This window comes from Pseudomonas sp. S34, assembly GCF_009866745.1.
Lineage (GTDB): Bacteria > Pseudomonadota > Gammaproteobacteria > Pseudomonadales > Pseudomonadaceae > Aquipseudomonas > Aquipseudomonas jessenii.
In genome coordinates this window covers 5029541-5050833 of the sequence record NZ_CP019398.1, presented here as the reverse complement: position 1 = coordinate 5050833, position 21293 = coordinate 5029541, and the positions used below count along the sequence as shown (strand labels likewise).

Sequence of the window (21293 nt, the reverse complement as noted above, 5' to 3'; positions counted from 1 at the left end):
AACGCGTTATCGTTCACGACCATCGCGAGCAGGCTCGCTCCTACAGGGGTTAGAAAATAGCCGCATTGCTGCGTTGGGCCTGCTTGAGGTAAACGCCCAGTTCCCGTGCCGGCAACGGTTTACTGTAGTGATAGCCCTGACCTTCGTGGCAGCCTTCGGAAATGATGTAGGCCTCTTGCTCGGCGGTTTCCACGCCCTCGGCAATCACCTGCATGCCCAGGCTTTTGCCCAGCTGGATGATGGCGCGAACGATGGTCGCATCGTCATCGTCATCGAGCAGGTCCTGGACGAAGCTCTTGTCGATCTTGATCTTGTCCAGAGGCAGGCTCTTGAGATAGCTCAAGGACGAATAGCCGGTTCCGAAATCGTCGATGGCGATCAGCGCGCCGGAGCGGCGCAGGCTGAGCAAGTGCTGGGCCGCGGTGCTGATGTCTTCCATCAGACCGGTTTCGGTGACTTCCAGCTCCAGGCTGCGCGGTGGCAGGCGGTACATCTGCAGCAGGTTGTTGACCACCCGTGGCAGTTCGGCGTGGTGCAGTTGAACCGTAGACAGGTTCACCGCCATGCGCAGGTCGGAGAAGCCCTGGTCATGCCACTCGCGTAGTTGTTTGCAGGCCTGGTCCAGCACCCATTCGCCGATGGCGATGATAGTGCCGTTCTGTTCGGCCAGCGGGATGAACAGGTCCGGCGGCACCATACCGTGCTCGGGGTGTTGCCAGCGAATCAGGGCTTCGACGCCCACCACGCGGTTGTCGCGGTAGCTGATCTGCGGTTGATAGACGAGGTAGAACTGATTGCGGATCAACGCATCGCGCAGGTCTTTTTCCAGCTCGCGGCGGCGACGCATTTCGGTATCGACGCTGGCGATATAGAACTGATAACGGTTGCGCGAACGGGTCTTGGCCAGCGTCATGGTCTGCTCGGCCTTTTGCAGCAACTTCTCGGTGCTGTTGCCGTCCTCGGGGAACAGGGTGATGCCGATAGTGGCGCGCAGGCGGATCTCCTGATGATCGAGGGCAAACGCCGCTTCCAGGTCATCGAGAATGCTTTGCGCCAGCTCGGCGGCTTCGTAGGGCTGCTCGATATCGGCCTGGACCAGGGCGAACTGGTCGCCACCGAGGCGGGCGAGGGCGCCCAGGCGACCGCTATGACCGCGCAGGCGATCAGCCAGGGCCAGCAACAACTGGTCGCCGGTCTGGTAGCTGAACTGCTCGTTGATGCCCTTGAAGTCATCGAGGCCGACACACAACACCGCGACCCGGCGCTGCAATTTGCCGGCGTCGATGAGGATCTTGTCCAGTTGCTGCTGCAATTGCTGGCGGTTCGGCAGCCCCGTCAGGAAATCGTACTGGGACATGCGCACCAGGCTGTTTTCCGCTTCGTGGCGCAGATGGGTATTGCGTTCGATGGATTCGAGCAACTGGTTGGCGGTGTTGATCCAGATGCCCAGTTCGTTGTTCTCGTGGCCCTTGAGCAGCGGAATCTTGTGTTCGCTGGGACGATCCGGATTGATTTCCGTGAGGTGCTCGATGATCCGCGACAGCGGCTTGGTCAGCAGCCAGTGGTAGACCAGGTACAACACCAGTCCCATGGCGAGTGCGCGCAGGACGCCGGAAATGAAGATGATCACCGAGCTGACAATGAACCCTTGGCCGTAGGTGGCGGTATCGAGGGTGATGCTCAGGTCGCCGTAATACTCACTGTAGGGCCCGCGACCGACCAGTTGGGTGGTGAAGGTGCGTTCCTTGCCAAGAATCAGGTCGGTCAGCCAGCGGCTGTGGGAGTGCTGCAATTCGCGGGTTTTTTGCGCGAGCATGGCTTCGTTGGGATGGCCGATGGAGGCCTTGCGCACGGCGGCGTCCTGAAACAGGCCTTCGATCACCTGCATGCCCATTTCCCGGTCCAGGCTGTAGACGGCCTGGGTCGAGGGGTCGCGAAACATGTCGAGGATGCGTTCGGCATCGCTGGCGACGGCCTGGCGTGTTTTATAGGCATCGAACACGATCTGCGCGCAGCTCAAGACCACGCCGACGATCAATGCCGACAGGAGTACGACCCGGAGCAACTTCACCGACAAGCTGTTCTTGAGTTCCAGCTTCAAAGGGTTATTCCTTGTTCCGTGCGGGTAGCATCAAGTTGCCATGAGTATTGGCAATCCCGTGATGGCAGTCAAAGGGACAATCATCCTTGGGGGATTTTGCCTGCTGCTTGGCCGATTTGCAGTTGACCTGGCGAGTTAGCCTATTAGTACTGTGTCGGTTGTCGAGTCCTTCAACTTGAGGGGCGGGATGGAGATATTTTCCTTTTGTTTGATGTTAGTCGGCGTGGGCGGGGGAGCAAGGGGCTGGAGGCTGGTTTCATCTTGGGAGATTGGCTTCGTCCGGGTTTGGGTGGGGTACATATCCGTTTTTTTGGTAACGGCGGCTGGCGGTTTCGCCCTTACGGCGAGTCCCTTTTGTCAAACGACACAAAAGGAACCAAAAAGTCTCGCCCCGAACGTACGGCCCCTCGCCAGGGCTCGGGGTTCCTTCGCTCCGGCATTCATCCGGGGGCATCGCCCTCCGGTTGGCTTCGCTGGCACCTACATGCGATGTGTTCGACTGCGTCGAACGGCGCTGCGCGCCAATCCCCGGATGAACACCTCCACTCAGCCTGCCGAGGGGGCGGGTGGATCAAGATCAAGAGCTGCAGGCGAGCTAACGCTCGGCCTGTTGAGTGGTGAGAAGCGTGGGTGTATGCCGATCTGCCTTTGCTCGGCTCTTCTGTGGGAGCGGGCTTGCTCGCGAAGGCGGCCTGACAGCCGAAAGGTATTTCGCGGATGTACCCAGTCCCTGTGGGAGCGGGCTTGCCCGCGATGGCAGCCTGTCAGCCGACCATTTTCTCTCGGATGCCCCCCGGCCTAACTGTGGGAGCGGGCTTGCTCGCGAAGACGGCGGGACAGTCGACATTGCATTTTCAGCCACGCCCCAACATATCGTTTCCACACGCCCGCGTGGGAGTGCTGCCAGGGACGGTCCGCGTTACGTTTTGGGCGTTAGCGCGGTGTAGGAAAGCGCCAGAAGTTTCCCACGCAGTTTTCAGGTTGTCCGTCGGAAGCGGGCTGAATAACCTTTGGCTGTCGCTGAAACTCAGCGATCGGGTGTGAGAACCCGGCTACTTATGGTCATCCAGAGCCTGTGCACGCATAATCGCCGCCAGCTAATCCGCTGTCTGTAAATGCGTCATGGCGGCTGTGTGCGGGCAGACTTAGGTCTGGCCCGGGTGTCCATACCGGTTTCTCACCTCGCACATAGCTGCCACCTCTTCACCGCGTGAGAAACGGCAAGTGGTGGCCCCAGCGCTAGAGGAATGGTTTTATGGACAAATTAATCCCCGATCCCCCCTGCAACACCACCAAACCCTACAGCCCTCGCACCATGTTCATGATCGTCCCCGACATGGACACTGAAAGCCTGCTTGCCCACGCTTGTGAATCACTGGCTTCAGCCAATGTCATGGCGAGTGATTTCGCCACCTGCCTGGCTGGCCCCCAGCGCAACACGGCGCTGGCCATTTCGCAGATTGTCATGTTGGCGGAGCTGGCGGTGAATCGCGCGCTGGATAACCTCGATCCGCAGTAGTTGGCAGGCTAACCGCGTTATCGTTCTTCGCGAGCAAGCCCGCTCCCACTGGCTCGGTGGTGACCTGTGGGAGCGGCGGTGCGGCGATCCGACTTGCTCGCGAAGACGGCGGGACAATCACCACCGTCCCTTTGCTCATATTCTTTCCATAAAAAAACCCGGCACAAAGCCGGGTTTTTGTCTGGCATCGAGCTTAAGCGGTGAAGGTTTTGCCTTCGAACTGCTCAGCCACGAATTTCCAGTTGACCAGGTTCCAGAACGCTTCGACGTACTTCGGACGCAGGTTGCGGTAGTCGATGTAGTAAGCGTGTTCCCAGACGTCGCAGGTCAGCAGCGGGGTGTCGCCGTTGGTCAGCGGGTTGCCGGCGCCGATGGTGCTGGCCAGGGCCAGGGAACCGTCAGCCTTCTTCACCAGCCAGCCCCAACCGGAACCGAAGGTGCCGATGGAAGTCTTGCTGAACTCTTCCTTGAACTTGTCGAACGAACCGAAGGCCGCGTTGATGGCTTCAGCCAGTGCGCCGGTTGGTTGACCGCCAGCGTTTGGCGCCAGGCAGTTCCAGTAGAAAGTGTGGTTCCAGACCTGAGCGGCGTTGTTGAAGATACCGCCCGAGGAAGTCTTGACGATTTCTTCCAGGGTCTTGCCTTCGAACTCGGTGCCTGGCACCAGGTTGTTCAGGTTCACGACGTAGGTGTTGTGGTGCTTGTCGTGGTGAAACTCCAGGGTTTCCTTGGAGATGTGCGGCTGCAGGGCATCGTGTGCGTAAGGCAGCGGCGGCAATTCGAAAGCCATGATGATTCTCCTAGTCAGGTCAGTTGCGGTGAGCGCAAGGCCGATCACGGGCGGCCAGACAAGCGCCGGGGAGTTTGTACTCTTTGCGGCGCAGGGAGTCGGATCATAGCACCGGGGGGGCGGCATAACCACGCAACAACTGTGTGGAATAGAGGTTGTGCGAATCAGATGGCCGCGATCAACTGGAACGCTACGGCAAACATCATCACCGCCACCATCAGATCGAGAATTCGCCAGGTGCCGGGCCGGGCGAGCCACGGCGCCAGCCATGCCGCACCGAGGGCCAGGGTGAAGAACCACAGCAGCGAGGCACTGGCCGCGCCTACGACATAAGCGCCGGGCTCGGTTTGTTGGGCGCCCAGGGAGCCGATCAGCAAAACGGTGTCCAGATAGACGTGCGGGTTGAGCAAGGTCACCGCCAGCGCGCTGAGCATCACCGCCCGCAGCGAGCGTACGGTCTGGCCTTCGCCCTGCTCAAGGCTCTGCTTCGAGAAGGCCCGGCGCAGCGCCTGGCTGCCGTACCACAACAGGAACGCTGCGCCGCCCCAGCGTGCGATGGCCAACAGCGTCGGGTTCTGCGCCAGCACCGTCGCCAGGCCGAATACCCCGGCGGCTACCAACAGGGCATCGCAGGTCACGCAGAGTGCCGCCACCGGCAGGTGATGTTCACGCCGCAGGCTTTGCGCCAGGACAAACGCATTCTGGGTGCCGATCGCCATGATCAGGCCGAAGGCCACGAGCAGCCCGTTCACATAACTTTGCCACATGATTTCTTACTCCGCGTTGGCTGCCAGGTCCCGCAGCACTTGCAGGGCGCGGTCGGCGTCGGCCTGGCCGACGAACAAATGGTCGTGGTAGTAGCCGGCAATCACGTTGCAGCTGATTCCGGCCTTGCCCAATGCCGTGGCGAACGCGGCGGTCAGGCCGACGGCTTCGAGGGCCGAATGTACGTTCAAGGTGATCCAGGCGGCGATGTAGTCGAAGCTGAATCCGGCTGTTTCGGCGTGGGAACGTTCGAGAATCACGGTCAGGCCTTCCTGTTCGCGGAAGCTGCCGACAATCTCCAGATCCGTAGGCAATTTACCGTCGCGCAGGGTGCAGAACACGTATTCGCCTGCGTTGAGTTGCGGGCTCATGCTGCGCAGCAGCGTTGCCAATGAAGTTTCGCCAGCCATGTGGGTGATCCTTGTTCAAGAGTTCTTGCTGGTCATTGTCCTTGTGAAGGTTGTATAAGAAAAACCAATCTTGCTGATCGCTCATTAGGAAAACTGATGTTCGACTATAAATTGCTTTCTGCCTTGGCCGCCGTGGTCGAACAGGCCGGTTTTGAACGGGCGGCTCAGGTGCTGGGCTTGTCGCAATCGGCGATTTCCCAGCGCATCAAGCTGCTGGAAGCGCGGGTTGGTCAGCCGGTGCTGGTGCGGGCCACGCCGCCAACGCCGACGGAAATCGGTCGACGGCTGCTCAACCACGTGCAGCAGGTGCGATTGCTTGAACGGGATTTGCAAAGCCTGGTGCCGGCGCTGGATGAAGAGGGCCTGCCGGAACGCCTGCGGATCGCCCTGAACGCCGACAGCCTGGCCACTTGGTGGGCGCAGGCCGTGGGGGCGTTTTGCGCCGAACAGCATCTGCTGATGGATCTGGTGGTCGAAGACCAGACCGTCGGCCTCAAGCGCATGCGCGCCGGTGAAGTGGCGGCTTGTGTCTGCGCCAGCGAGCGGCCGGTGGCGGGTGCGCGCAGCGTGTTGCTGGGGGCCATGCGCTACCGTGCGCTGGCCAGCCCCGCCTTTATTGCCCGGCATTTTCCGCAGGGCGTACGCGCCGATCAGTTGGCCCGAACCCCGGCGCTGGTATTTGGCCCGGACGATTTCCTGCAGCATCGCTACCTTGCGTCCCTCGGCGTCGAGGGTGGATTCGAACACCATTTGTGCCCGTCCTCCGAAGGTTTTATCCGCTTGGCGGAAGCCGGTCTGGGCTGGGGGCTGGTTCCGGAACTGCAGGTGCGCGAGCAACTGCAAAGGGGTGTATTGCAGGAGCTGCTGCCAGATAAGCCGATCGATGTGCCGCTGTACTGGCATCATTGGCGTAATGGCGGCCAGCTGCTGGGGCTGCTCACCGATCAATTGGTCAGCGCATCGAAGCAATGGCTGGTGCCCTTGGACTGACGCGCAGCGTCAAGACCTCACGTAATACGCAAAACGAAATATTCGGAGCAATTCATGAAGATTCTGGTTACCGGCGCAAGCGGCTTCATTGGCGGGCGCTTTGCGCGTTTTGCCCTGGAGCAGGGCCTGGACGTGCGGGTCAACGGTCGCCGGGCCGAGAGCGTGGAGCATCTGGTACGCCGGGGAGCCGAGTTCATCCAGGGTGACTTGAGCGACCCGGAACTGGCGCGCGAGCTGTGCTCGGACGTCGAGGCCGTGGTGCATTGCGCCGGTGCTGTTGGTTTATGGGGACGTTATCAGGACTTCCATCAGGGCAACGTCCAGGTCACCGAGAACGTGGTCGAAGCCTGCTTGAAGCAACGGGTTCGGCGGCTGGTGCATTTGTCGTCGCCGTCGATCTACTTCGATGGTCGCGATCATCTGGGCCTGACCGAAGAACAGGTGCCCAAGCGCTTCAAACACCCTTACGCCGCCACCAAGTACCTGGCCGAGCAAAAAGTCTTCGGTGCCCAGGAGTTCGGTCTCGAAACCCTGGCCCTGCGCCCGCGTTTCGTCACCGGGGCCGGCGACATGAGCATCTTCCCGCGCCTGTTGAACATGCAGCGCAAGGGGCGCCTGGCGATCATCGGCAACGGTCTGAACAAAGTTGATTTCACCAGCGTGCAAAACCTCAACGAGGCGTTGCTCAGCAGTTTGCTGGCCAGCGGTTCTGCGCTGGGCAAGGCTTACAACATCAGCAACGGCACGCCGATTCCCCTGTGGGACGTGGTCAATTACGTCATGCGCAACATGGAAGTCCCACAGGTCACCCGCTACCGTTCCTACGGCCTGGCCTACAGCGTGGCGGCGCTCAACGAGGGCGTGTGCAAGTTGTGGCCGGGGCGTCCCGAACCGACGCTGTCGCGTCTGGGCATGCAGGTCATGAACAAAAATTTCACCCTGGACATCAGCCGCGCGCGGCATTATCTGGATTACGATCCCAAGGTCAGCCTCTGGACGGCGCTCGATGAATTCTGTGGCTGGTGGAAGGCCCAGGCTGTTCGCTGACGCTCGAACAACGACCCCCGACTGAACCGGATTCGGGCTTGGGGGTCAATGGTTGCGGCTGTGGGGTTTATACTGCGCGGCATAAAGCCATTATGTGATTCACTAAGGTTGATTCAATGTCCATGCGAAACGATGCCAACGACGACTTCGATGATGTACCGAGCCTGCGTGCAGACGTTCTCGATGACGACTTTGCGCCCACCGCCCGCACGGTCGTGCATTCGCGCACGACGCCGGTGGTGAAGGTCAAGGCGGCGAGTACCGGTGCCTTGTGGGCGTTGGTCGGGGCGTTGTTCTTTGCGTTCGCGGGCCTGGCTTGGTGGAGCTTTCAGCAGATCTCCCTGATGGAACAGCAACTGGTGGCGACCCAGGAAAGCTTCGCGCGAATCAGTGAGGAAGCGGCAGGGCGCCTGCAGGATATTTCCGGAAAGGTTGTTGCCAGCCAGACCAGTGTCAACACCGACAGCGAGGCCTTGAAGCTGCAAATCCGCCAGCTGGAAAGCAAGCTCCAGGACCAGAACGCCCAGCAGCAAGGTGTTGCCGGCCAGGCCTCGGACCTGGACAAGCGACTGGCACAAATGACCGCGCAAACCACCGAACTGGATAAGCGCCTGGCGCAATTGAATGCCCAGAACACCGAACATCAGACGGCCAATACGCAGTTGCAGGCCCAGGTCAAAGCCTTGAGTGCTGAATTGGCCACCCTGAAAAGTGCCCCGTCGGACGCTGAAAAACTCGATGCACAACTGAAGAGCCTGGGCGCCGATATCACCGCGCTGAAGAAACAAGGCAACCCAAGCGCTGCTATCGAGCGTCTCGAGCAAGACATGATCGTGCTCAAGAGCGAGCAGGACAACCGTCCAGCGGTCACGCCGGGCTCGACCAATACCGCCGAGTTCGATGCGTTCCGCAGCCAGGTCACCCGCAACATCAATACCCTTCAGGCGCAGATCCAGAACCTTCAGCAGCAACTGCGCGCCCGGCAGTAATCCGAACACTTGTGGCGAGGGGGCTTGTTGTGGCGAGGGGGCTTGCCCCCGTTGGGTGGCGAAGCCGCCCCAAATCCATTCGCCGCGGTTCACCAGATCAACCGCGGTGCCTGATTTACGACTGCTACGCAGCCGAACGGGGGTAAGACCCCTCGCCACAAAAGCCTATGACCCTGTTCTGGCGAATATTCGTACATATCCCATTGCCGTCTACGCTCTTGAAACACCATCAGGAACGAGGAATGCGCAATGGGGTTTCTGCATAGGTTCGCCTTGCTGTGCGGCATGTTTTTGTTGTGCCTGGGCCAGGCGCAAGCCGCCGGGACGGAAAAGGACGACAGCAAGGCGGCCATTGCCCTGCTGGAAAAAGCCCTGGCCTACTACCACCAGAATGGCGACAAGGCGCTGGCGGCGTTCAGTCGACAGGGTGAATTTGTCGACAAGGACCGTTATGTCTTTGTGCTCGACACCAAGGGCGTGATGCTCGCCAGTGGCGGGCCGTCGTCGGCGCTGATTGGCCGGGACGTGTCGCAAGTGCTTGGACCGGATCTGCAGAAAGCTTTCAAGGACGCCCTGAAGGTGCCGGAGGGCAATGGCATTCAGCAGGCGGAATATCGCTGGCAGAACTGGAATGACGGCAAGGTCGAGCGCAAGCATGTCTACTACCAGCGCGTTGGACAGCGGATTCTGGCGGTCGGTTATTACCTGCCACGGGCCTCCGCCGAACAGGCCATGGCCTTGCTGAACAAAGCGGCAACCGATCTGGCCAAGGACGAAAAGGGCACCCTGACGGCGATCAATTCCCTCAAGGGCGGCTACCTGCAGGATGATCTGTATGTGTTTGTCGTCGACCTGGATACCCAGCGTTACGTGGCCCACGGCACCAACCTGCGGCTGATCAATACCGACTTCAGCAAGATCGTGGACCCGGAAGGCAAACCGGTGGGCGAGCCGATTCTGGCGTTGATGGCCCAGCAGGATTACGGCGAATACGAATACCGCTGGAAAAACCCGGTGACGGGCAAGGTCGAGAACAAGCATGCCTACCTGAAGAAGGTCGGGCATTTTTTGGTGGCGGTCGGGTATTACAGCCCTTGAATCGTAGTGGCTGTTAGACCGCCTTCGCGAGCAAGCCCGCTCCCACAGTTGACCGCGTGCTCATGAAGAACTCGGTCAACTGTGGGAGCGGGCTTGCTCGCGAATACAGGCGACCCGGTCTATCTATCGAACCTTGTCCTCGCGCCCGCGCAACAACATGTTCGGCATGGCAATCGCCGCCGCCAGCCCAAGCAATGAAACGGCCGCGCTGACCGTCAGCAAATGCCGGAATGTCAGTGACAATTCGGCGCGCAGGGTGTTCTGCGCGTCACCCGGCGCGGCATTCAAACCATCCAGCAATACATTCCCCGAGCTGCCTTCGGCAATCAGAGACGAACCGGCCAGGTGCGCGAAACTCGAATCCTGCAACAACGCCAACAGCAGCGCCGACATCAACGCCACACCCACGGCACCACCCAGCGAACGGAACAGGTTGGTGGTGCTGGTGGCTACACCGATGTCCTGCTGGTCCACCGAGTTCTGCGTGCCGACCAATGACGTCGGGAACTGCATGCCCGAGGATATCCCGCAGAGCAGCATGAATAGACTGCTCACGACGAACGCCTGCGGCGGGCTGAACGCCATGCCGATAATCGAGACAGGCATCAGCGCCGCACCGGTAAGGATCATCGGTTTGTAGCGCCCGGTGACCGAGGTGCGGCGGCCTGCGAAATACGCGCCAATCGGCAAACCCATGGCCAGTGGCAGCAGGTGCAGGGCGGCGCTGTCGGCACCGGCGCCGGTGACGCTCTGAAAGCGCAGCGGCATCAACACAATCAGCGAGATGGCTTGGAAACTGGTGAAGAAAATCGTGCACCAGCACAGGATCGCATTGCGGTTGGCGAACAGATGCATGGGCAACAACGGTTCTCGCGCCCGTCGCTCGTGGACGACGAACAGCCCCAGCACCAGCACCGCACAAGCGAGCAGCGCCAGCACCTCGGCACTGCGCCACGAATGGCCCTGGCCGACCTGGGTGATGCCCAGCAACAATGCTGTCAGCCCGATGATCATCAGCACGGTGCCCAGGTAGTCGATGATCGGTTTGCGTTGCGGAATCGGCAGGCCCACCAGCGTGTGATAGGCGACCAGCCAGGCGCCCAGGCCCAGTGGCAGGTTGATCAGGAACACCCAGCGCCAAGACAGGTATTCGGTCATGTAACCGCCGAGTACCGGGCCGGCCACGCTGGCCACGGCATACATGCTGCTGAAATAGCCCTGATACCGGCCGCGCTCCCGTGGCGGCACGATGTCACCGATGATCGCCTGGCTCACCGAAATCATCCCGCCGGCCCCGATGCCCTGGAAGATTCGCGCCAGTACCAGTTGTTCCATGCTCTGTGCCATGCCGCAGAACAGCGACGCCAGGGTGAACAGGCCCATGCCGAACAGCATCAGCTTGCGCCGCCCGTACAAGTCGCCCAGTTTGCCGTAGATCGGCACCGCCACGGTCATGGCCACCATGTAGCCGGAAATCACCCAGGCCAGCAGGCTGACGTCCTTGAATTGCGCAGAAATGGCCGGCATCGAAACGGCGACGATGGTCTGGTCCAACGCACCGAGAAAGATCGCCAGCATCAGGGCGATCAGCACGCTGCGAATGGCCGGTTTGGGCGTTTCAGGCTGGTGGAGATTGGTCACGGGAAAACCTGCGGGCAGTGATTGACCCGCAAGAGGCAAGGCGAGCGGGGATGCTCGCCAGTGTAAGTCGATAGGAAGCTATTCGATAGCCTCATAAGGAAGCCCGACGTAGTTTTCTGCAATGGTTTTGCGACCCGCCTGCGAATCGACAAAATAGTCCAGTTCCGACTCGGCAATGCGCTGGCTAAAGGCATCGTGATCATCAAAGCGGTGCAGCATCGAGGTCATCCACCAGGAAAAACGCTCGGCTTTCCATACCCGGCGCAGGCAGATTTCCGAGTATTTCTCCAGCAGATCAAGGCGATCGTCGCGGTAAACCTTGACCAGGATGTTGAACAGCGTGCTGACGTCACTGGCCGCCAGGTTCAGGCCCTTGGCCCCGGTGGGCGGGACAATGTGCGCGGCATCACCGACGAGGAACATCCGCCCGTACTGCATGGGTTCGACGACGAAGCTGCGCAGCGGCGCGATGCTTTTCTCGATGGACGGGCCGGTCACCAGTTTTTGCGCAAGATCGACCGGCAGGCGGTTTTTGAGCTCGTCCCAGAAGCGTTGATCGGACCAATCCTCGACATTTTCCTCTGCGGGCACTTGCAGGTAATAACGGGTGCGCGTCGGCGAGCGCATGCTGCACAAGGCGAAACCGCGCTCATGGCGGGCGTAGACCAGTTCTTCATGGACCGGCGGCGTGTCGGCCAGGATCCCGAGCCAGCCGAAGGGATAGTTCCGTTCGAAGACTTTCAGGCTGTCGGCGGGAATCGATTGTCGCGCCACACCGTGGAAGCCGTCGCAACCGGCGATGTAGTCGCAATCGAGTCGATACGGCTCGCCGTCCTTCTCAAAAGTGACAAACGCTTCATCGGTTTTCATGCCGTGGGGAACGACGTTGCTGGCCTGGTAAATCGTCTGCGCGCCCACCTCCCGACGAGCGGCCATCAGGTCACGGGTGACCTCGGTCTGGCCGTAGATCATCACCGTCTTGCCGCCGGTCAACGCTTGCAGATCGATGTGCACCCGACGCCCGTCGAGGGCCAGTTCGAAGCCACCATGGACCAGTCCCTCGGCGTCCATGCGCTGACTCACGCCGGCCTGACGCAACAGCTCTACCATGCCTTGTTCAAGCACGCCGGCGCGGATTCGACCGAGTACATAATCGGGGGTTTGACGTTCGAGAACGATGTTGTCGATGCCGGCGTTGTGCAGCAATTGGCCGAGCAGCAAGCCTGAGGGGCCAGCACCGATAATGGCAACTTGGGTTTTCAGTGTTTTCATTGTTCTTATGACTCGCAAGCTCCACACGACCTGGGCCGGTGAATGATTTTTATGGATCGAGTGCTTGCATTTTTCCCTTGCGAGTCTGTCAATTGAAGGTGAAAACTGAGCCGATAGCTGTACATTCTGCCAATCGGTGCGATTATCGCCCGAGATCAACCCTGAGGCCTGGATTGAAGTGATGAACAAGCCTGACCTGCCTTCGATTCCGGTGTTCAAGCTCTACGGTGAAAGCCTGGATTGGCCGACCCCGGACTTGCTGCACTGTGAAACCATTTCCAAACGCAGTCGCGAACATCATTGGGAAATCAAACCTCACCGCCACGCTGACTTGTGCCAGTTGCTCTTCGTATTCAAAGGTCAGGCCGAGCTTGAAATCGAAGGCAAGCGAACGCAACTGGTGGAGCCGGCAATCCAGATCCTGCCACCGCTGTCGGTGCACGGCTTTCGTTTTTCCGAGGACGTGGAAGGGTTTGTCGTAACCCTGGCCGCGCCGCTGATCGCCCACCTGCAGATGCAGTTGGGGCAATCGGTCAATGCCCTGGCCCAGTCCGAAAGCTACCCGGCAGGCAAGGACGCCGAGTACCTCAACAGCCTGTTCAGCGCCTTGCAGAACGAATACACCAGCCATCAACCGGCGCGGGAAATGCTCATGCATTCGCTGGTCAGCGTGATTGTGGTGTGGATCAGCCGCCAGGTGATCCAGCGTCGCACCGCCATGGCGCGACCGCAGCGGGCCCGGGAATATCTCAACGGCTTTATTCAACTGGTGGAAGAGACGTATCGCCAGCACGTCAAGGTCGAGGATCTGGCACACCGGCTGGGAATTTCCGTGTCCCACCTCAACGGCACCTGCCGTGAGCTGGCGGGGCAACCGGCGTTGCAGATCGTGCACGAACGGCAATTGCTGGAGGCCAAGCGTTTGCTGACCTACACCAGCATGACCATTTATGAAATGTCCGACGTGTTGGGTTTTTCCGATCCGACCAACTTCACGCGCCTGTTCCGGCGTCGTGTGGGGATTTCGCCCAAAGCGTTTCGCGACCGCTTGAAGGCCGATCAGGACAACGAAGCCTGACCCCCTTCGTTACCGGAGGGCGTTGAGGGTGGCGTTGTGGGGGATGCAGCGCTCGAAGTTGCAGCTCGCGGCTTCACGGGGCAGGTTGCGCAGTTGCTCGACGCGCCAGGCCGCAGCGCCATAAAGCCCGAGCGTGACCGCACAGGTGATGAAAATCGCGAGGTATCTTCTTGTTCTGATGTTCATGGCGTTGACCTCTGAACGAATACCTTTCGGTATTACTTTGAGCATAGGTCAGCGCCGGTGAGTTACCAGCAATAACGCGGTATTCAGAACACTGATCACCCCTGTGGGAGCGAGCTTGCTCGCTCCCACAGGGCTTCCATTTACAACCCGATATCCCATTCCGGTTCTTGCGGAAACCTCACCACCAGAAAATCCAGCAAGCTGCGCAACGCCGCCGGCATGTGCTTGCGCGAGGCATACACCGCATACACGTTCATTTGCCGGGGTTCGGCCGTCGGCAGCAGGCGAATCAACTCGCCGCTGTGGATGTGCACGCCGGCCTGGTAGGTGGGCAGCATCGCCACCCCGGCGTCGGCTATCGTTGCGCGCAGCAGTGTGCTGGCCTCGTTGGCGCTGATGTTGCCTTGCACCGGTACTGAAACCTGCTCGCCGTCCTGTTCGAAATGCCACAGGCTTTTGCCGAAGTAGGAGTGGGTCAGGCAATTGTGCAGGCTCAAGTCCTCGACCCGTTGCGGCGCCGGGTGCTCGCGCAAGTAAGCGGGGGACGCGCAGATCACCGAGCGGCAAACCGTCAGGCGGCGGGCGATCAGGTTCGGGTCCAGGTCGTTGCTGGTACGGATCGCCAGGTCGATGCGCTCATCCACCAGGTTCACGGTGCGGTCGAGCATCTGCATGTCGATGCTGACGCCGGGGTAGCGTCGGACATAGGCGGCCATGGCGTCGGCCAATTGCGCCTGGCCGAAGGAGGTGCTTACGCTGATTCGCAGCAGGCCGCGAGGTGCGTCATCCGGTTCGCTGACGGCAGCTTGCATGTCGGTGGATAAATCGAGCATCTGCCGACAGCGGGGCAGGATCTCGGTGCCGGCGGCGGTGAGGCTCAACTTGCGTGTGGTGCGATGCATCAGGCGCGCGCCGACCCAGTCTTCCAGTTCCGCCAGATACCGCGACACCACCGGCCGTGACAACTCCAGATGATCGGCGGCGGCCGACTGGCTGCCGAGGTCGACCACCGTGACGAACACACGCATTGCTTGAAGACGATCCATGATTTGCCCGCTTTCAGAAACAAACTATGTTCAAGCATCGCATTTTTTGTACCGAGTCAGGCAACTAAGCTCTGTTCCTCTGTGTAGGAGCGAGCTTGCTCGCGATGGTCGTTAACGATAACGCGGGATACCGGTTATACGCGGCGCCTTCAAGTCCATCGCGAGCAGGCTCGCTCCTACAAAAGGCATCGCCAAACATGGCATCGGGATCACGGAGCAACAGATGATCGGTTTCACCTCACTTAAGCGAGTCTTGCTGGCCACCACCTTCGGTTTTGCCGCCCACGCCAGCGCCTCGACCCTGACGCTGGATGTCTACAACCCCGGCGAAAAAGCCATCTTCCCGGTGACCTCGGTGCTGGTCAGTGGCGAGAAAGAAGCGATCCTGGTGGATGCGCAATTCGGCAAATCCCAGGCCGAACAGGTAGTGGAAAAAATCCGCGCCAGCGGCAAGCAGTTGACCACCATCTACATCAGCCACGGTGACCCGGACTACTACTTCGGCCTCGATACCCTGACGGCCGCATTCCCCAAGGCCAAGGTCCTCGCCTCGCAGCCGACCGTCGACCACATCAAGCACACCGTCGACGGCAAACTGGCATTCTGGGGCCCGAAAATGGGGGCCGACGTGCCTGTAAAAACCATCGTGCCGGACGTGCTCAAGGGTGACAGCCTGATCCTCGAAGGGCAGAAGTTGCAGGTGGTGGGTCTTGAGGGCCCGCAGCCGGATCGCAGCTTTGTGTGGATTCCATCGATCAAGGCCGTGGTTGGTGGTGTCGTGGTGGCGCAAAACATCCACGTCTGGATGGCTGACACGCAAACTCCGCAGTCCCATGCCGATTGGCTGACTACGCTGCATGCCATTGAAACCCTGAAACCGCAGACCGTGGTGCCGGGTCATTACCTTGGCGAGAGCGATCGTTCACTGACGGCCGTGCAGTTCACCGCCGCCTACATCAAGGCCTTCGACGAAGAAACCGCCAAGGCCAGGGATGCTGCCGCGCTGATCGCCGCGATGAAAAAACGCTTCCCGACCCTGGGCGATGAAAGCTCCCTGGAGCTGAGTGCCAAGGTCGCCAAGGGCGAGATGAAGTGGTAACCGGAAGTACATGAAGCTGAAGCAAGTTTTGAGATGAAATTGATTACCTGTGGCGAGGGGGGCTTGCCCCCGTTGGAGTGCGAAGCGCTCCCCTGCAATCCAACAGTCACACCCTAAGTACAGGTTTACGACTGCTACGCAGCCGAACGGGGGCAAGCCCCCTCGACACAAAGGTCAGCGCAATTTGATACCGATACTTTCAAGCCAACTGGAGAACGTCATGAGCAAAATCGCAATCATCGGTGCCACCGGTCGTGCCGGTAGCCAACTGCTGGAAGAGGCCCTGCGGCGCGGTCACAGCGTTACCGCCATTGCCCGCGACACATCGAAAATAGACGCGCGTGAAGGTGTGGTCAGCAAGGCCGTCGATGCCCTTGATGCCCCTGCGTTGCAAGCTGCAATTGCGGGCCATGACGTAGTCATCAGCGCCGCACATTTCGCGACCCTGCCTGCCAGCGCAGTCGTTGGCCCGGTGAAAAAAGCCGGGGTTAAACGTTTGCTGGTAGTGGGCGGGGCGGGTTCGCTGCTATTGCCCGATGGCGTTCGAGTGATCGATAGCGAAGGTTTCCCTGAGGCTTACAAGGCAGAGGCCAGCGCCGGTGCCGAATTCCTCGCAAACCTGCGTGAAGAGCGGGATCTGGACTGGACCTTCCTGTCGCCATCGGCCGAATTTGTCGAGGGCGAGCGCACCGGGAAATTCCGCATCGGCCAGGATGATTTGCTGGTGAGCAGCGAAGGGCGCAGCTGGATCACGTTCGCCGATTATGCGATCGCGATGCTCGATGAAGTGGAAGCCCCGAAGCATTCGCGGCAGCGGTTTACCGTCGGTTATTGAGTTCACTGATCTCCTGTAGGAGCGAGCTCGCTCGCGATGATCGCCAACGATAACGCTGGGGGACCTGATACCCCGCGGCGTTCTCAGGTTCATCGCGAGCAAGCTCGCTCCCACAGGGTGGTGCACCAGGATTTTGCGGTTTTACCGCGATTGCGCCTGCTCCACCAACCACCCCATCAATTCACGCAACTTCGGCGAAGGCCCGGGCTTTTCCGGGAACACCAGGTAATACGCCAGTCCCGTTGTCACTTTCAAATCGAATGGCATGACCAGCCGCCCGGCGTTCAGGTCATCGCCGATCAGCGACCAGTCGCCAATGGCCACCCCCGTTCCCTGGGACGCCATCGACATCGCCAGGTCCAGTGTTTCGAAGTGCTGGCCCTTGCCGACATTGGTCAAATGCACATCCGCGGCTTTCAACCAGGCTTTCCAGTCCCGTTCGTCGCGGGTCGGGTGCAGCAACAGGTGTTGTTGCAGATCGGCCGGAGTCTGCAGGGGCATGGGGCCTTCGAGCATTGGTCTGGAACACACCGGCGTGAGTTGTTCGTCGAAGAGTTTTTGCGACATCAATGAATCATCCGGCGGTGCGCCGTACATCACCGCCGCATCGAATTGCTCGCGATGAAAATCCACCCCGTGCTTGACCGTGGTGGTCAGTTCCACCGGCACGTCCGGGCGTTCCTTTTGCCATTGCAGCAGACGCGGCAGCAACCAGCGCATGACGCAGGTCGGTGCCTTGAGTTGCAGGGTTTCACGCTTCTCGCCGATCTGTTCAACGGCCTCGTCGATCAGGCCGAAAATCTGCTGGACCCGTGGCAGCCATTCCCGACCCTCGGCTGTCAGGTCCAGGCCTCGGGCCAGGCGGATGAACAGTTCATAACCCAGATGATCTTCCAGCCCGGCGATCTGCCGACTCACCGCGCCCTGGGTGATGTGCAGCTGTTCGGCGGCCCGGGTGAAATTGCAGCACTGCGCGGTAATCAGAAAAGTGTGCAGCGCCGGCAGGGGAGGCAGTCGTTTCATTGGGATCCAAGGTATGACGTGAGGACATGGCTAGTATGACTTTTTATCCATTGTTGCGGCTACCTGTCGCCCGTTCCAATGAGGCCATTCCCGGGCCTGCGAATCCATCATAAACACAGCGCACGCCCGGCGTCTCAAACGAACAAAAAGGGCAAAGACATGGCGACGTGCGGCGAAGTATTGGTCAAGTTACTCGAAAACTACGGGGTCGAGCAGGTGTTCGGCATTCCGGGGGTGCACACCGTGGAGCTGTATCGCGGGCTGGCCCGTTCGAGCATCAACCACGTCACGCCGCGCCATGAACAGGGCGCCGGCTTCATGGCCGACGGCTACGCCCGTACCAGCGGCAAACCGGGTGTGTGCTTCATCATCACCGGCCCTGGCATGACCAACATCACCACCGCCATGGGCCAGGCCTACGCCGATTCGATCCCGATGCTGGTGATCTCCAGCGTGCAATCGCGCAGCCAGTTGGGCGGTGGTCGCGGCAAGCTGCACGAACTGCCGAACCAGGGCGCACTGTGTGCCGGCGTCGCGGCGTTCTCCCACACCCTGATGTCGGCGTCGGAATTGCCGGGTGTGCTGGCTCGCGCCTTTGCACTGTTCCAGGCTGGCCGTCCGCGTCCGGTGCACATCGAAATTCCGCTGGATGTTCTGGTTGAAGAAGCCGACGACTTGCTCGCCAGTCTGCCGGTCAATATCGACCGCGCCGGTGCTTCGCCGAGCGCCGTGTCGCGCATGGCCGAACTGCTGGCCGGCGCCAAGCGTCCGCTGATTCTCGCCGGTGGCGGTGCCATCGACGCGGCCATCGAACTGACTGAGCTGGCTGAGCTGCTGGACGCGCCGGTCGCCCTCACCATCAATGCCAAGGGCATGCTCGCCTCCGGCCATCCGCTGCTGATCGGCTCGACCCAGAGCCTGGTCGCCACCCGAGCGCTGGTCGCCGAGGCTGACGTGGTACTAGCCATCGGCACTGAACTGGCCGAGACCGACTACGACGTGACCTTCGCCGGTGGCTTCGAAATTCCTGGCAAGTTGCTGCGCGTCGATATCGACCCGGACCAGACCGTGCGCAACTACCCGCCGCACGTGGCGCTGGTGGCCGACTCGCGCAACGCCGCCCAGGCGTTGCTCAGTGCCCTGTCGCACAAATCCCTGGCCGAGCGTCGCAACGATTGGGGACAAGTACGTGCCGCCCGTCTGCGTGAAGACCTGGCCGCAACCTGGGACGCACCGACCCTGGCCCAGACCCGCTTCCTCGAAACCGTGCTGCAGGAACTGCCGGACGCGGTGTTCGTCGGCGATTCGACCCAGCCGGTGTACACCGGCAACCTGACGTTCAACCCGGAGCGTCCGCGTCGCTGGTTCAACTCGTCCACCGGTTACGGCACCCTCGGCTATGCCTTGCCGGCGGCGATTGGCGCCTGGCTGGGTGGCCGCATCGAAGGTGGCGCGCGTCCTCCGGTGGTGTGCCTGATCGGCGACGGTGGCCTGCAGTTCACCTTGCCGGAACTGGCCAGTGCCGTTGAAGCGCGCACCCCGGTGATCGTGCTGCTGTGGAATAACCAGGGCTACGAAGAGATCAAGAAATACATGGTCAACCGCGCCATCGAGCCGGTGGGCGTGGACATCTACACCCCGGACTTCATCGGTGTGGCCAAGGCATTGGGTTGCGCCGCCGAAGCGGTCAGCAGTGTCGAGCAATTGCGCGGCGCATTGCGGGTGGCTACCGATCGCCAGGGCCCGACCCTGATTGAAATCGACCAGACCCAGTGGATGCAGGCGGTGTCGAAATGAGCTTCCCGACGACTCTGGATGGCCTGTACATCAACGGTCAATGGTCGGCCGGCAACGAACACCTGCGGGTGATCAACCCGGCGACCGAAGCCCTGTTGACCACCGTCAATGGCGGCGACGAACGCGCGGTTGATCAAGCCGTGAACGCAGCGACCCAGGCGTTCGCCGACTGGTCGAAAACCACGGGCGCCGAACGCGGTGCGATCCTGCGCAAAATCGCCACGGGCGTGCAGGCCAACCGTGAAAAACTGATGCACTTGCAGTCGAGCAACAACGGCAAACCGCAGTTCGAAGCCGCGATCGACGTCGATGACGTGATCGCCACGTTCGAGTATTACGCCGGTCTGGCCGAAGGCCTGGATGCCAAACAAGACAGCGCGGTAGAGCTGCCGACCGACGACTTCAGCGCTCGCCTGCGCCGCGAGCCGTGCGGTGTGGTCGGCCTGATCGTGCCGTGGAATTTTCCGATGGTCACCACCGCATGGAAACTCGCCCCAGCCCTGGCCGCCGGTTGCTGTGTGGTGCTCAAGCCTTCGGAAGTGACGCCGCTGCCGGAACTGGAACTGGCCGCGATCATCGCTCATGCCGGTGTGCCGGCGGGTGTCTTTAACCTTGTGTGCGGCACCGGCCTGGCCGTTGGCGCTCCGCTGTCGGCAGACCCGCGCATCGCCAAGGTGTCGTTCACCGGCAGCAATGCCGTTGGCGTGCAGGTCATGCAACGGGCGGCGGAAACCGTCAAAGGCGTGAGCCTGGAGCTGGGCGGCAAATCTTCGCTGTTGGTGCTGGCCGATGCCGATCTCGAACTGGCGGTGGAAGTGGCCTGTGGCGGTGGTTTCTTCAACGCCGGGCAGATGTGCTCTGCCACCAGCCGCGTGCTGGTCGCCGATGAACTGGCCGATGAATTCCTGAGCCGAGTGAAGGCCCGTGCCGAAGCCATTCGCGTGGCCGACCCGTTCGACCCGAACGTGGAAATGGGCGCGCTGGTCAATCAGGCGCAATACCAGCGCGTGCTCGGTCACATCGATCGCGGTTTGAGTGCCGGTGCCAAGCTGGTTTGCGGTGGCAATCGCCCGGCCGACCTGCCGCGCGGATATTTTTTGCAGCCGACGGTGTTCACCGAAGTGCCCCTCGACAGTGCGTTGTGGAATGAAGAGATTTTCGGCCCGGTGATCTGCGTGCGCCGTTTCGCCTCCGAGGCCGAAGCGATTGCCCTGGCCAACGACAGTCAGTTTGGCCTGGTCGCCAGTGTGGTCACGCGCAATGCCGAGACCGCCGACCGCGTCGCCAACGCTTTGCAGGCGGGGCTTGTGTGGATCAACGCGCCGCAGGTGATCTTCCCGCAGACCGCCTGGGGCGGCTACAAGCAGAGCAGCATCGGCCGCGAATTGGGGCCATGGGGCTTGCAGGCTTTCCAGGAAATCAAACACGTGATCCGGGCCGTCTGACGCCTGGCACTGTGTAGGAGCGAGCTTGCTCGCGATGGACGCATGGACGACACGGGCTGTCTGATGCCCCGCATTATCGTTGACGTCCATCGCGAGCAAGCTCGCTCCCACAAGGAAAAGGAGGCATGCGCTGGCGTCATGGCTTCAATGAGTTTTTATCGA

The 21293-nt window shown here is 60.8% G+C and carries 19 protein-coding genes; 10 read left to right on the top strand and 9 right to left on the bottom strand.

Going from position 1 to position 21293, the window contains the following annotated elements; all coding sequences use genetic code 11:
- Positions 1 to 49: 49 nt before the first annotated feature.
- Complete coding sequence (locus tag PspS34_RS22505) at positions 50 to 2101, bottom strand: GGDEF domain-containing phosphodiesterase (RefSeq protein ID WP_102671210.1); 2052 nt, start codon at positions 2099 to 2101, stop codon at positions 50 to 52.
- A 1255-nt stretch (positions 2102 to 3356) separates the two neighbouring features.
- On the opposite strand from PspS34_RS22505, the gene PspS34_RS22500 reads away from it, so the two are divergent.
- Positions 3357 to 3620 (top strand): DUF6124 family protein, encoded by a 264-nt coding sequence (locus PspS34_RS22500; RefSeq protein ID WP_090457509.1) that lies wholly within the window; start codon positions 3357 to 3359, stop codon positions 3618 to 3620.
- Between the two features lie 193 nt (positions 3621 to 3813).
- Here PspS34_RS22500 and PspS34_RS22495 read toward each other — a convergent pair whose 3' ends face one another.
- The 3 genes from PspS34_RS22495 to PspS34_RS22485 form a co-directional block, all read right to left on the bottom strand.
- Positions 3814 to 4410 carry a Fe-Mn family superoxide dismutase gene (locus PspS34_RS22495; protein ID WP_008022038.1) on the bottom strand — a complete coding sequence of 199 codons (597 nt, stop codon included), beginning with the start codon at positions 4408 to 4410 and terminating at the stop codon, positions 3814 to 3816.
- Positions 4411 to 4574: 164 nt separating this feature from the next.
- On the bottom strand, positions 4575 to 5177 hold the full coding sequence (locus PspS34_RS22490; protein WP_154860455.1) for a LysE/ArgO family amino acid transporter: 603 nt from the start codon (positions 5175 to 5177) through the stop codon (positions 4575 to 4577).
- A 6-nt stretch (positions 5178 to 5183) separates the two neighbouring features.
- A complete protein-coding gene (locus tag PspS34_RS22485; protein ID WP_150813343.1) occupies positions 5184 to 5585 on the bottom strand; it encodes an ACT domain-containing protein in 402 nt (133 codons plus the stop codon).
- Between the two features lie 96 nt (positions 5586 to 5681).
- Here PspS34_RS22485 and PspS34_RS22480 point away from each other — a divergent pair, with 96 nt between their 5' ends.
- From PspS34_RS22480 to PspS34_RS22465, 4 genes are all read left to right on the top strand, one after another.
- A complete protein-coding gene (locus PspS34_RS22480) occupies positions 5682 to 6575 on the top strand; it encodes a LysR family transcriptional regulator ArgP (protein WP_057713462.1) in 894 nt (297 codons plus the stop codon).
- A 54-nt stretch (positions 6576 to 6629) separates the two neighbouring features.
- On the top strand, positions 6630 to 7622 hold the full coding sequence (locus tag PspS34_RS22475; protein ID WP_150813342.1) for an NAD(P)-dependent oxidoreductase: 993 nt from the start codon (positions 6630 to 6632) through the stop codon (positions 7620 to 7622).
- A gap of 116 nt (positions 7623 to 7738) precedes the next feature.
- Positions 7739 to 8611 (top strand): ATPase, encoded by an 873-nt coding sequence (locus tag PspS34_RS22470; protein ID WP_154860454.1) that lies wholly within the window; start codon positions 7739 to 7741, stop codon positions 8609 to 8611.
- 249 nt (positions 8612 to 8860) lie between these two features.
- Positions 8861 to 9709, top strand: a complete 849-nt coding sequence (locus PspS34_RS22465) for a cache domain-containing protein (protein ID WP_154860453.1) — start codon at positions 8861 to 8863, stop codon at positions 9707 to 9709.
- A 123-nt stretch (positions 9710 to 9832) separates the two neighbouring features.
- Here the strand turns inward: PspS34_RS22465 and PspS34_RS22460 are convergent, their stop codons facing one another.
- Positions 9833 to 11350, bottom strand: coding sequence for an MDR family MFS transporter (locus PspS34_RS22460; RefSeq protein WP_154860452.1), 1518 nt, complete (start codon positions 11348 to 11350; stop codon positions 9833 to 9835).
- 78 nt (positions 11351 to 11428) lie between these two features.
- Complete coding sequence (pobA, locus tag PspS34_RS22455) at positions 11429 to 12622, bottom strand: 4-hydroxybenzoate 3-monooxygenase (RefSeq protein WP_154860451.1); 1194 nt, start codon at positions 12620 to 12622, stop codon at positions 11429 to 11431.
- Positions 12623 to 12803: 181 nt separating this feature from the next.
- Between pobA and PspS34_RS22450 the strand changes: the two genes are divergently transcribed.
- Entirely contained in the window at positions 12804 to 13700 is an 897-nt protein-coding gene (locus PspS34_RS22450) for a helix-turn-helix domain-containing protein (protein WP_150813337.1), read from the top strand.
- Positions 13701 to 13709: 9 nt separating this feature from the next.
- Here the strand turns inward: PspS34_RS22450 and PspS34_RS28345 are convergent, their stop codons facing one another.
- Both PspS34_RS28345 and PspS34_RS22445 read right to left on the bottom strand, forming a co-directional pair.
- Positions 13710 to 13886, bottom strand: a complete 177-nt coding sequence (locus tag PspS34_RS28345; RefSeq protein WP_007978514.1) for a hypothetical protein — start codon at positions 13884 to 13886, stop codon at positions 13710 to 13712.
- Between the two features lie 140 nt (positions 13887 to 14026).
- A complete protein-coding gene (locus PspS34_RS22445) occupies positions 14027 to 14932 on the bottom strand; it encodes a LysR family transcriptional regulator (RefSeq protein WP_202982163.1) in 906 nt (301 codons plus the stop codon).
- A 223-nt stretch (positions 14933 to 15155) separates the two neighbouring features.
- Here PspS34_RS22445 and PspS34_RS22440 point away from each other — a divergent pair, with 223 nt between their 5' ends.
- Together PspS34_RS22440 and PspS34_RS22435 are read left to right on the top strand one after the other, a co-directional pair.
- Entirely contained in the window at positions 15156 to 16031 is an 876-nt protein-coding gene (locus PspS34_RS22440) for an MBL fold metallo-hydrolase (RefSeq protein WP_150813336.1), read from the top strand.
- Between the two features lie 220 nt (positions 16032 to 16251).
- The gene (locus PspS34_RS22435; RefSeq protein ID WP_154860450.1) at positions 16252 to 16866 is read left to right on the top strand and encodes an NAD(P)-dependent oxidoreductase; all 615 of its coding nucleotides are present in this window, start codon (positions 16252 to 16254) and stop codon (positions 16864 to 16866) included.
- Positions 16867 to 17007: 141 nt separating this feature from the next.
- Here PspS34_RS22435 and PspS34_RS22430 read toward each other — a convergent pair whose 3' ends face one another.
- The gene (locus PspS34_RS22430; RefSeq protein ID WP_154860449.1) at positions 17008 to 17889 is read right to left on the bottom strand and encodes a LysR substrate-binding domain-containing protein; all 882 of its coding nucleotides are present in this window, start codon (positions 17887 to 17889) and stop codon (positions 17008 to 17010) included.
- Between the two features lie 159 nt (positions 17890 to 18048).
- Here PspS34_RS22430 and PspS34_RS22425 point away from each other — a divergent pair, with 159 nt between their 5' ends.
- Positions 18049 to 19686, top strand: a complete 1638-nt coding sequence (locus tag PspS34_RS22425; RefSeq protein WP_154860448.1) for a 5-guanidino-2-oxopentanoate decarboxylase — start codon at positions 18049 to 18051, stop codon at positions 19684 to 19686.
- Positions 19683 to 21131 carry an aldehyde dehydrogenase family protein gene (locus PspS34_RS22420; RefSeq protein ID WP_154860447.1) on the top strand — a complete coding sequence of 483 codons (1449 nt, stop codon included), beginning with the start codon at positions 19683 to 19685 and terminating at the stop codon, positions 21129 to 21131. The genes PspS34_RS22425 and PspS34_RS22420 overlap by 4 nt, the downstream gene beginning before the upstream one ends.
- Positions 21132 to 21293: the final 162 nt, after the last annotated feature.

Excerpts from the sequence above, each read along its gene's own strand:
- PspS34_RS22500 (WP_090457509.1), top strand. The coding sequence starts at position 3,357 with ATGGACAAATTAATCCCCGATCCCCCCTGCAACACCACCAAACCCTAC.
- PspS34_RS22495 (WP_008022038.1), bottom strand. The coding sequence starts at position 4,410 with ATGGCTTTCGAATTGCCGCCGCTGCCTTACGCACACGATGCCCTGCAG.
- PspS34_RS22490 (WP_154860455.1), bottom strand. The coding sequence starts at position 5,177 with ATGTGGCAAAGTTATGTGAACGGGCTGCTCGTGGCCTTCGGCCTGATC.
- PspS34_RS22485 (WP_150813343.1), bottom strand. The coding sequence starts at position 5,585 with ATGGCTGGCGAAACTTCATTGGCAACGCTGCTGCGCAGCATGAGCCCG.
- PspS34_RS22480 (WP_057713462.1), top strand. The coding sequence starts at position 5,682 with ATGTTCGACTATAAATTGCTTTCTGCCTTGGCCGCCGTGGTCGAACAG.
- PspS34_RS22475 (WP_150813342.1), top strand. The coding sequence starts at position 6,630 with ATGAAGATTCTGGTTACCGGCGCAAGCGGCTTCATTGGCGGGCGCTTT.
- PspS34_RS22470 (WP_154860454.1), top strand. The coding sequence starts at position 7,739 with ATGTCCATGCGAAACGATGCCAACGACGACTTCGATGATGTACCGAGC.
- PspS34_RS22465 (WP_154860453.1), top strand. The coding sequence starts at position 8,861 with ATGGGGTTTCTGCATAGGTTCGCCTTGCTGTGCGGCATGTTTTTGTTG.
- pobA (WP_154860451.1), bottom strand. The coding sequence starts at position 12,622 with ATGAAAACACTGAAAACCCAAGTTGCCATTATCGGTGCTGGCCCCTCA.
- PspS34_RS22450 (WP_150813337.1), top strand. The coding sequence starts at position 12,804 with ATGAACAAGCCTGACCTGCCTTCGATTCCGGTGTTCAAGCTCTACGGT.
- PspS34_RS28345 (WP_007978514.1), bottom strand. The coding sequence starts at position 13,886 with ATGAACATCAGAACAAGAAGATACCTCGCGATTTTCATCACCTGTGCG.
- PspS34_RS22445 (WP_202982163.1), bottom strand. The coding sequence starts at position 14,932 with ATGGATCGTCTTCAAGCAATGCGTGTGTTCGTCACGGTGGTCGACCTC.
- PspS34_RS22440 (WP_150813336.1), top strand. The coding sequence starts at position 15,156 with ATGATCGGTTTCACCTCACTTAAGCGAGTCTTGCTGGCCACCACCTTC.
- PspS34_RS22435 (WP_154860450.1), top strand. The coding sequence starts at position 16,252 with ATGAGCAAAATCGCAATCATCGGTGCCACCGGTCGTGCCGGTAGCCAA.
- PspS34_RS22430 (WP_154860449.1), bottom strand. The coding sequence starts at position 17,889 with ATGAAACGACTGCCTCCCCTGCCGGCGCTGCACACTTTTCTGATTACC.
- PspS34_RS22425 (WP_154860448.1), top strand. The coding sequence starts at position 18,049 with ATGGCGACGTGCGGCGAAGTATTGGTCAAGTTACTCGAAAACTACGGG.
- PspS34_RS22420 (WP_154860447.1), top strand. The coding sequence starts at position 19,683 with ATGAGCTTCCCGACGACTCTGGATGGCCTGTACATCAACGGTCAATGG.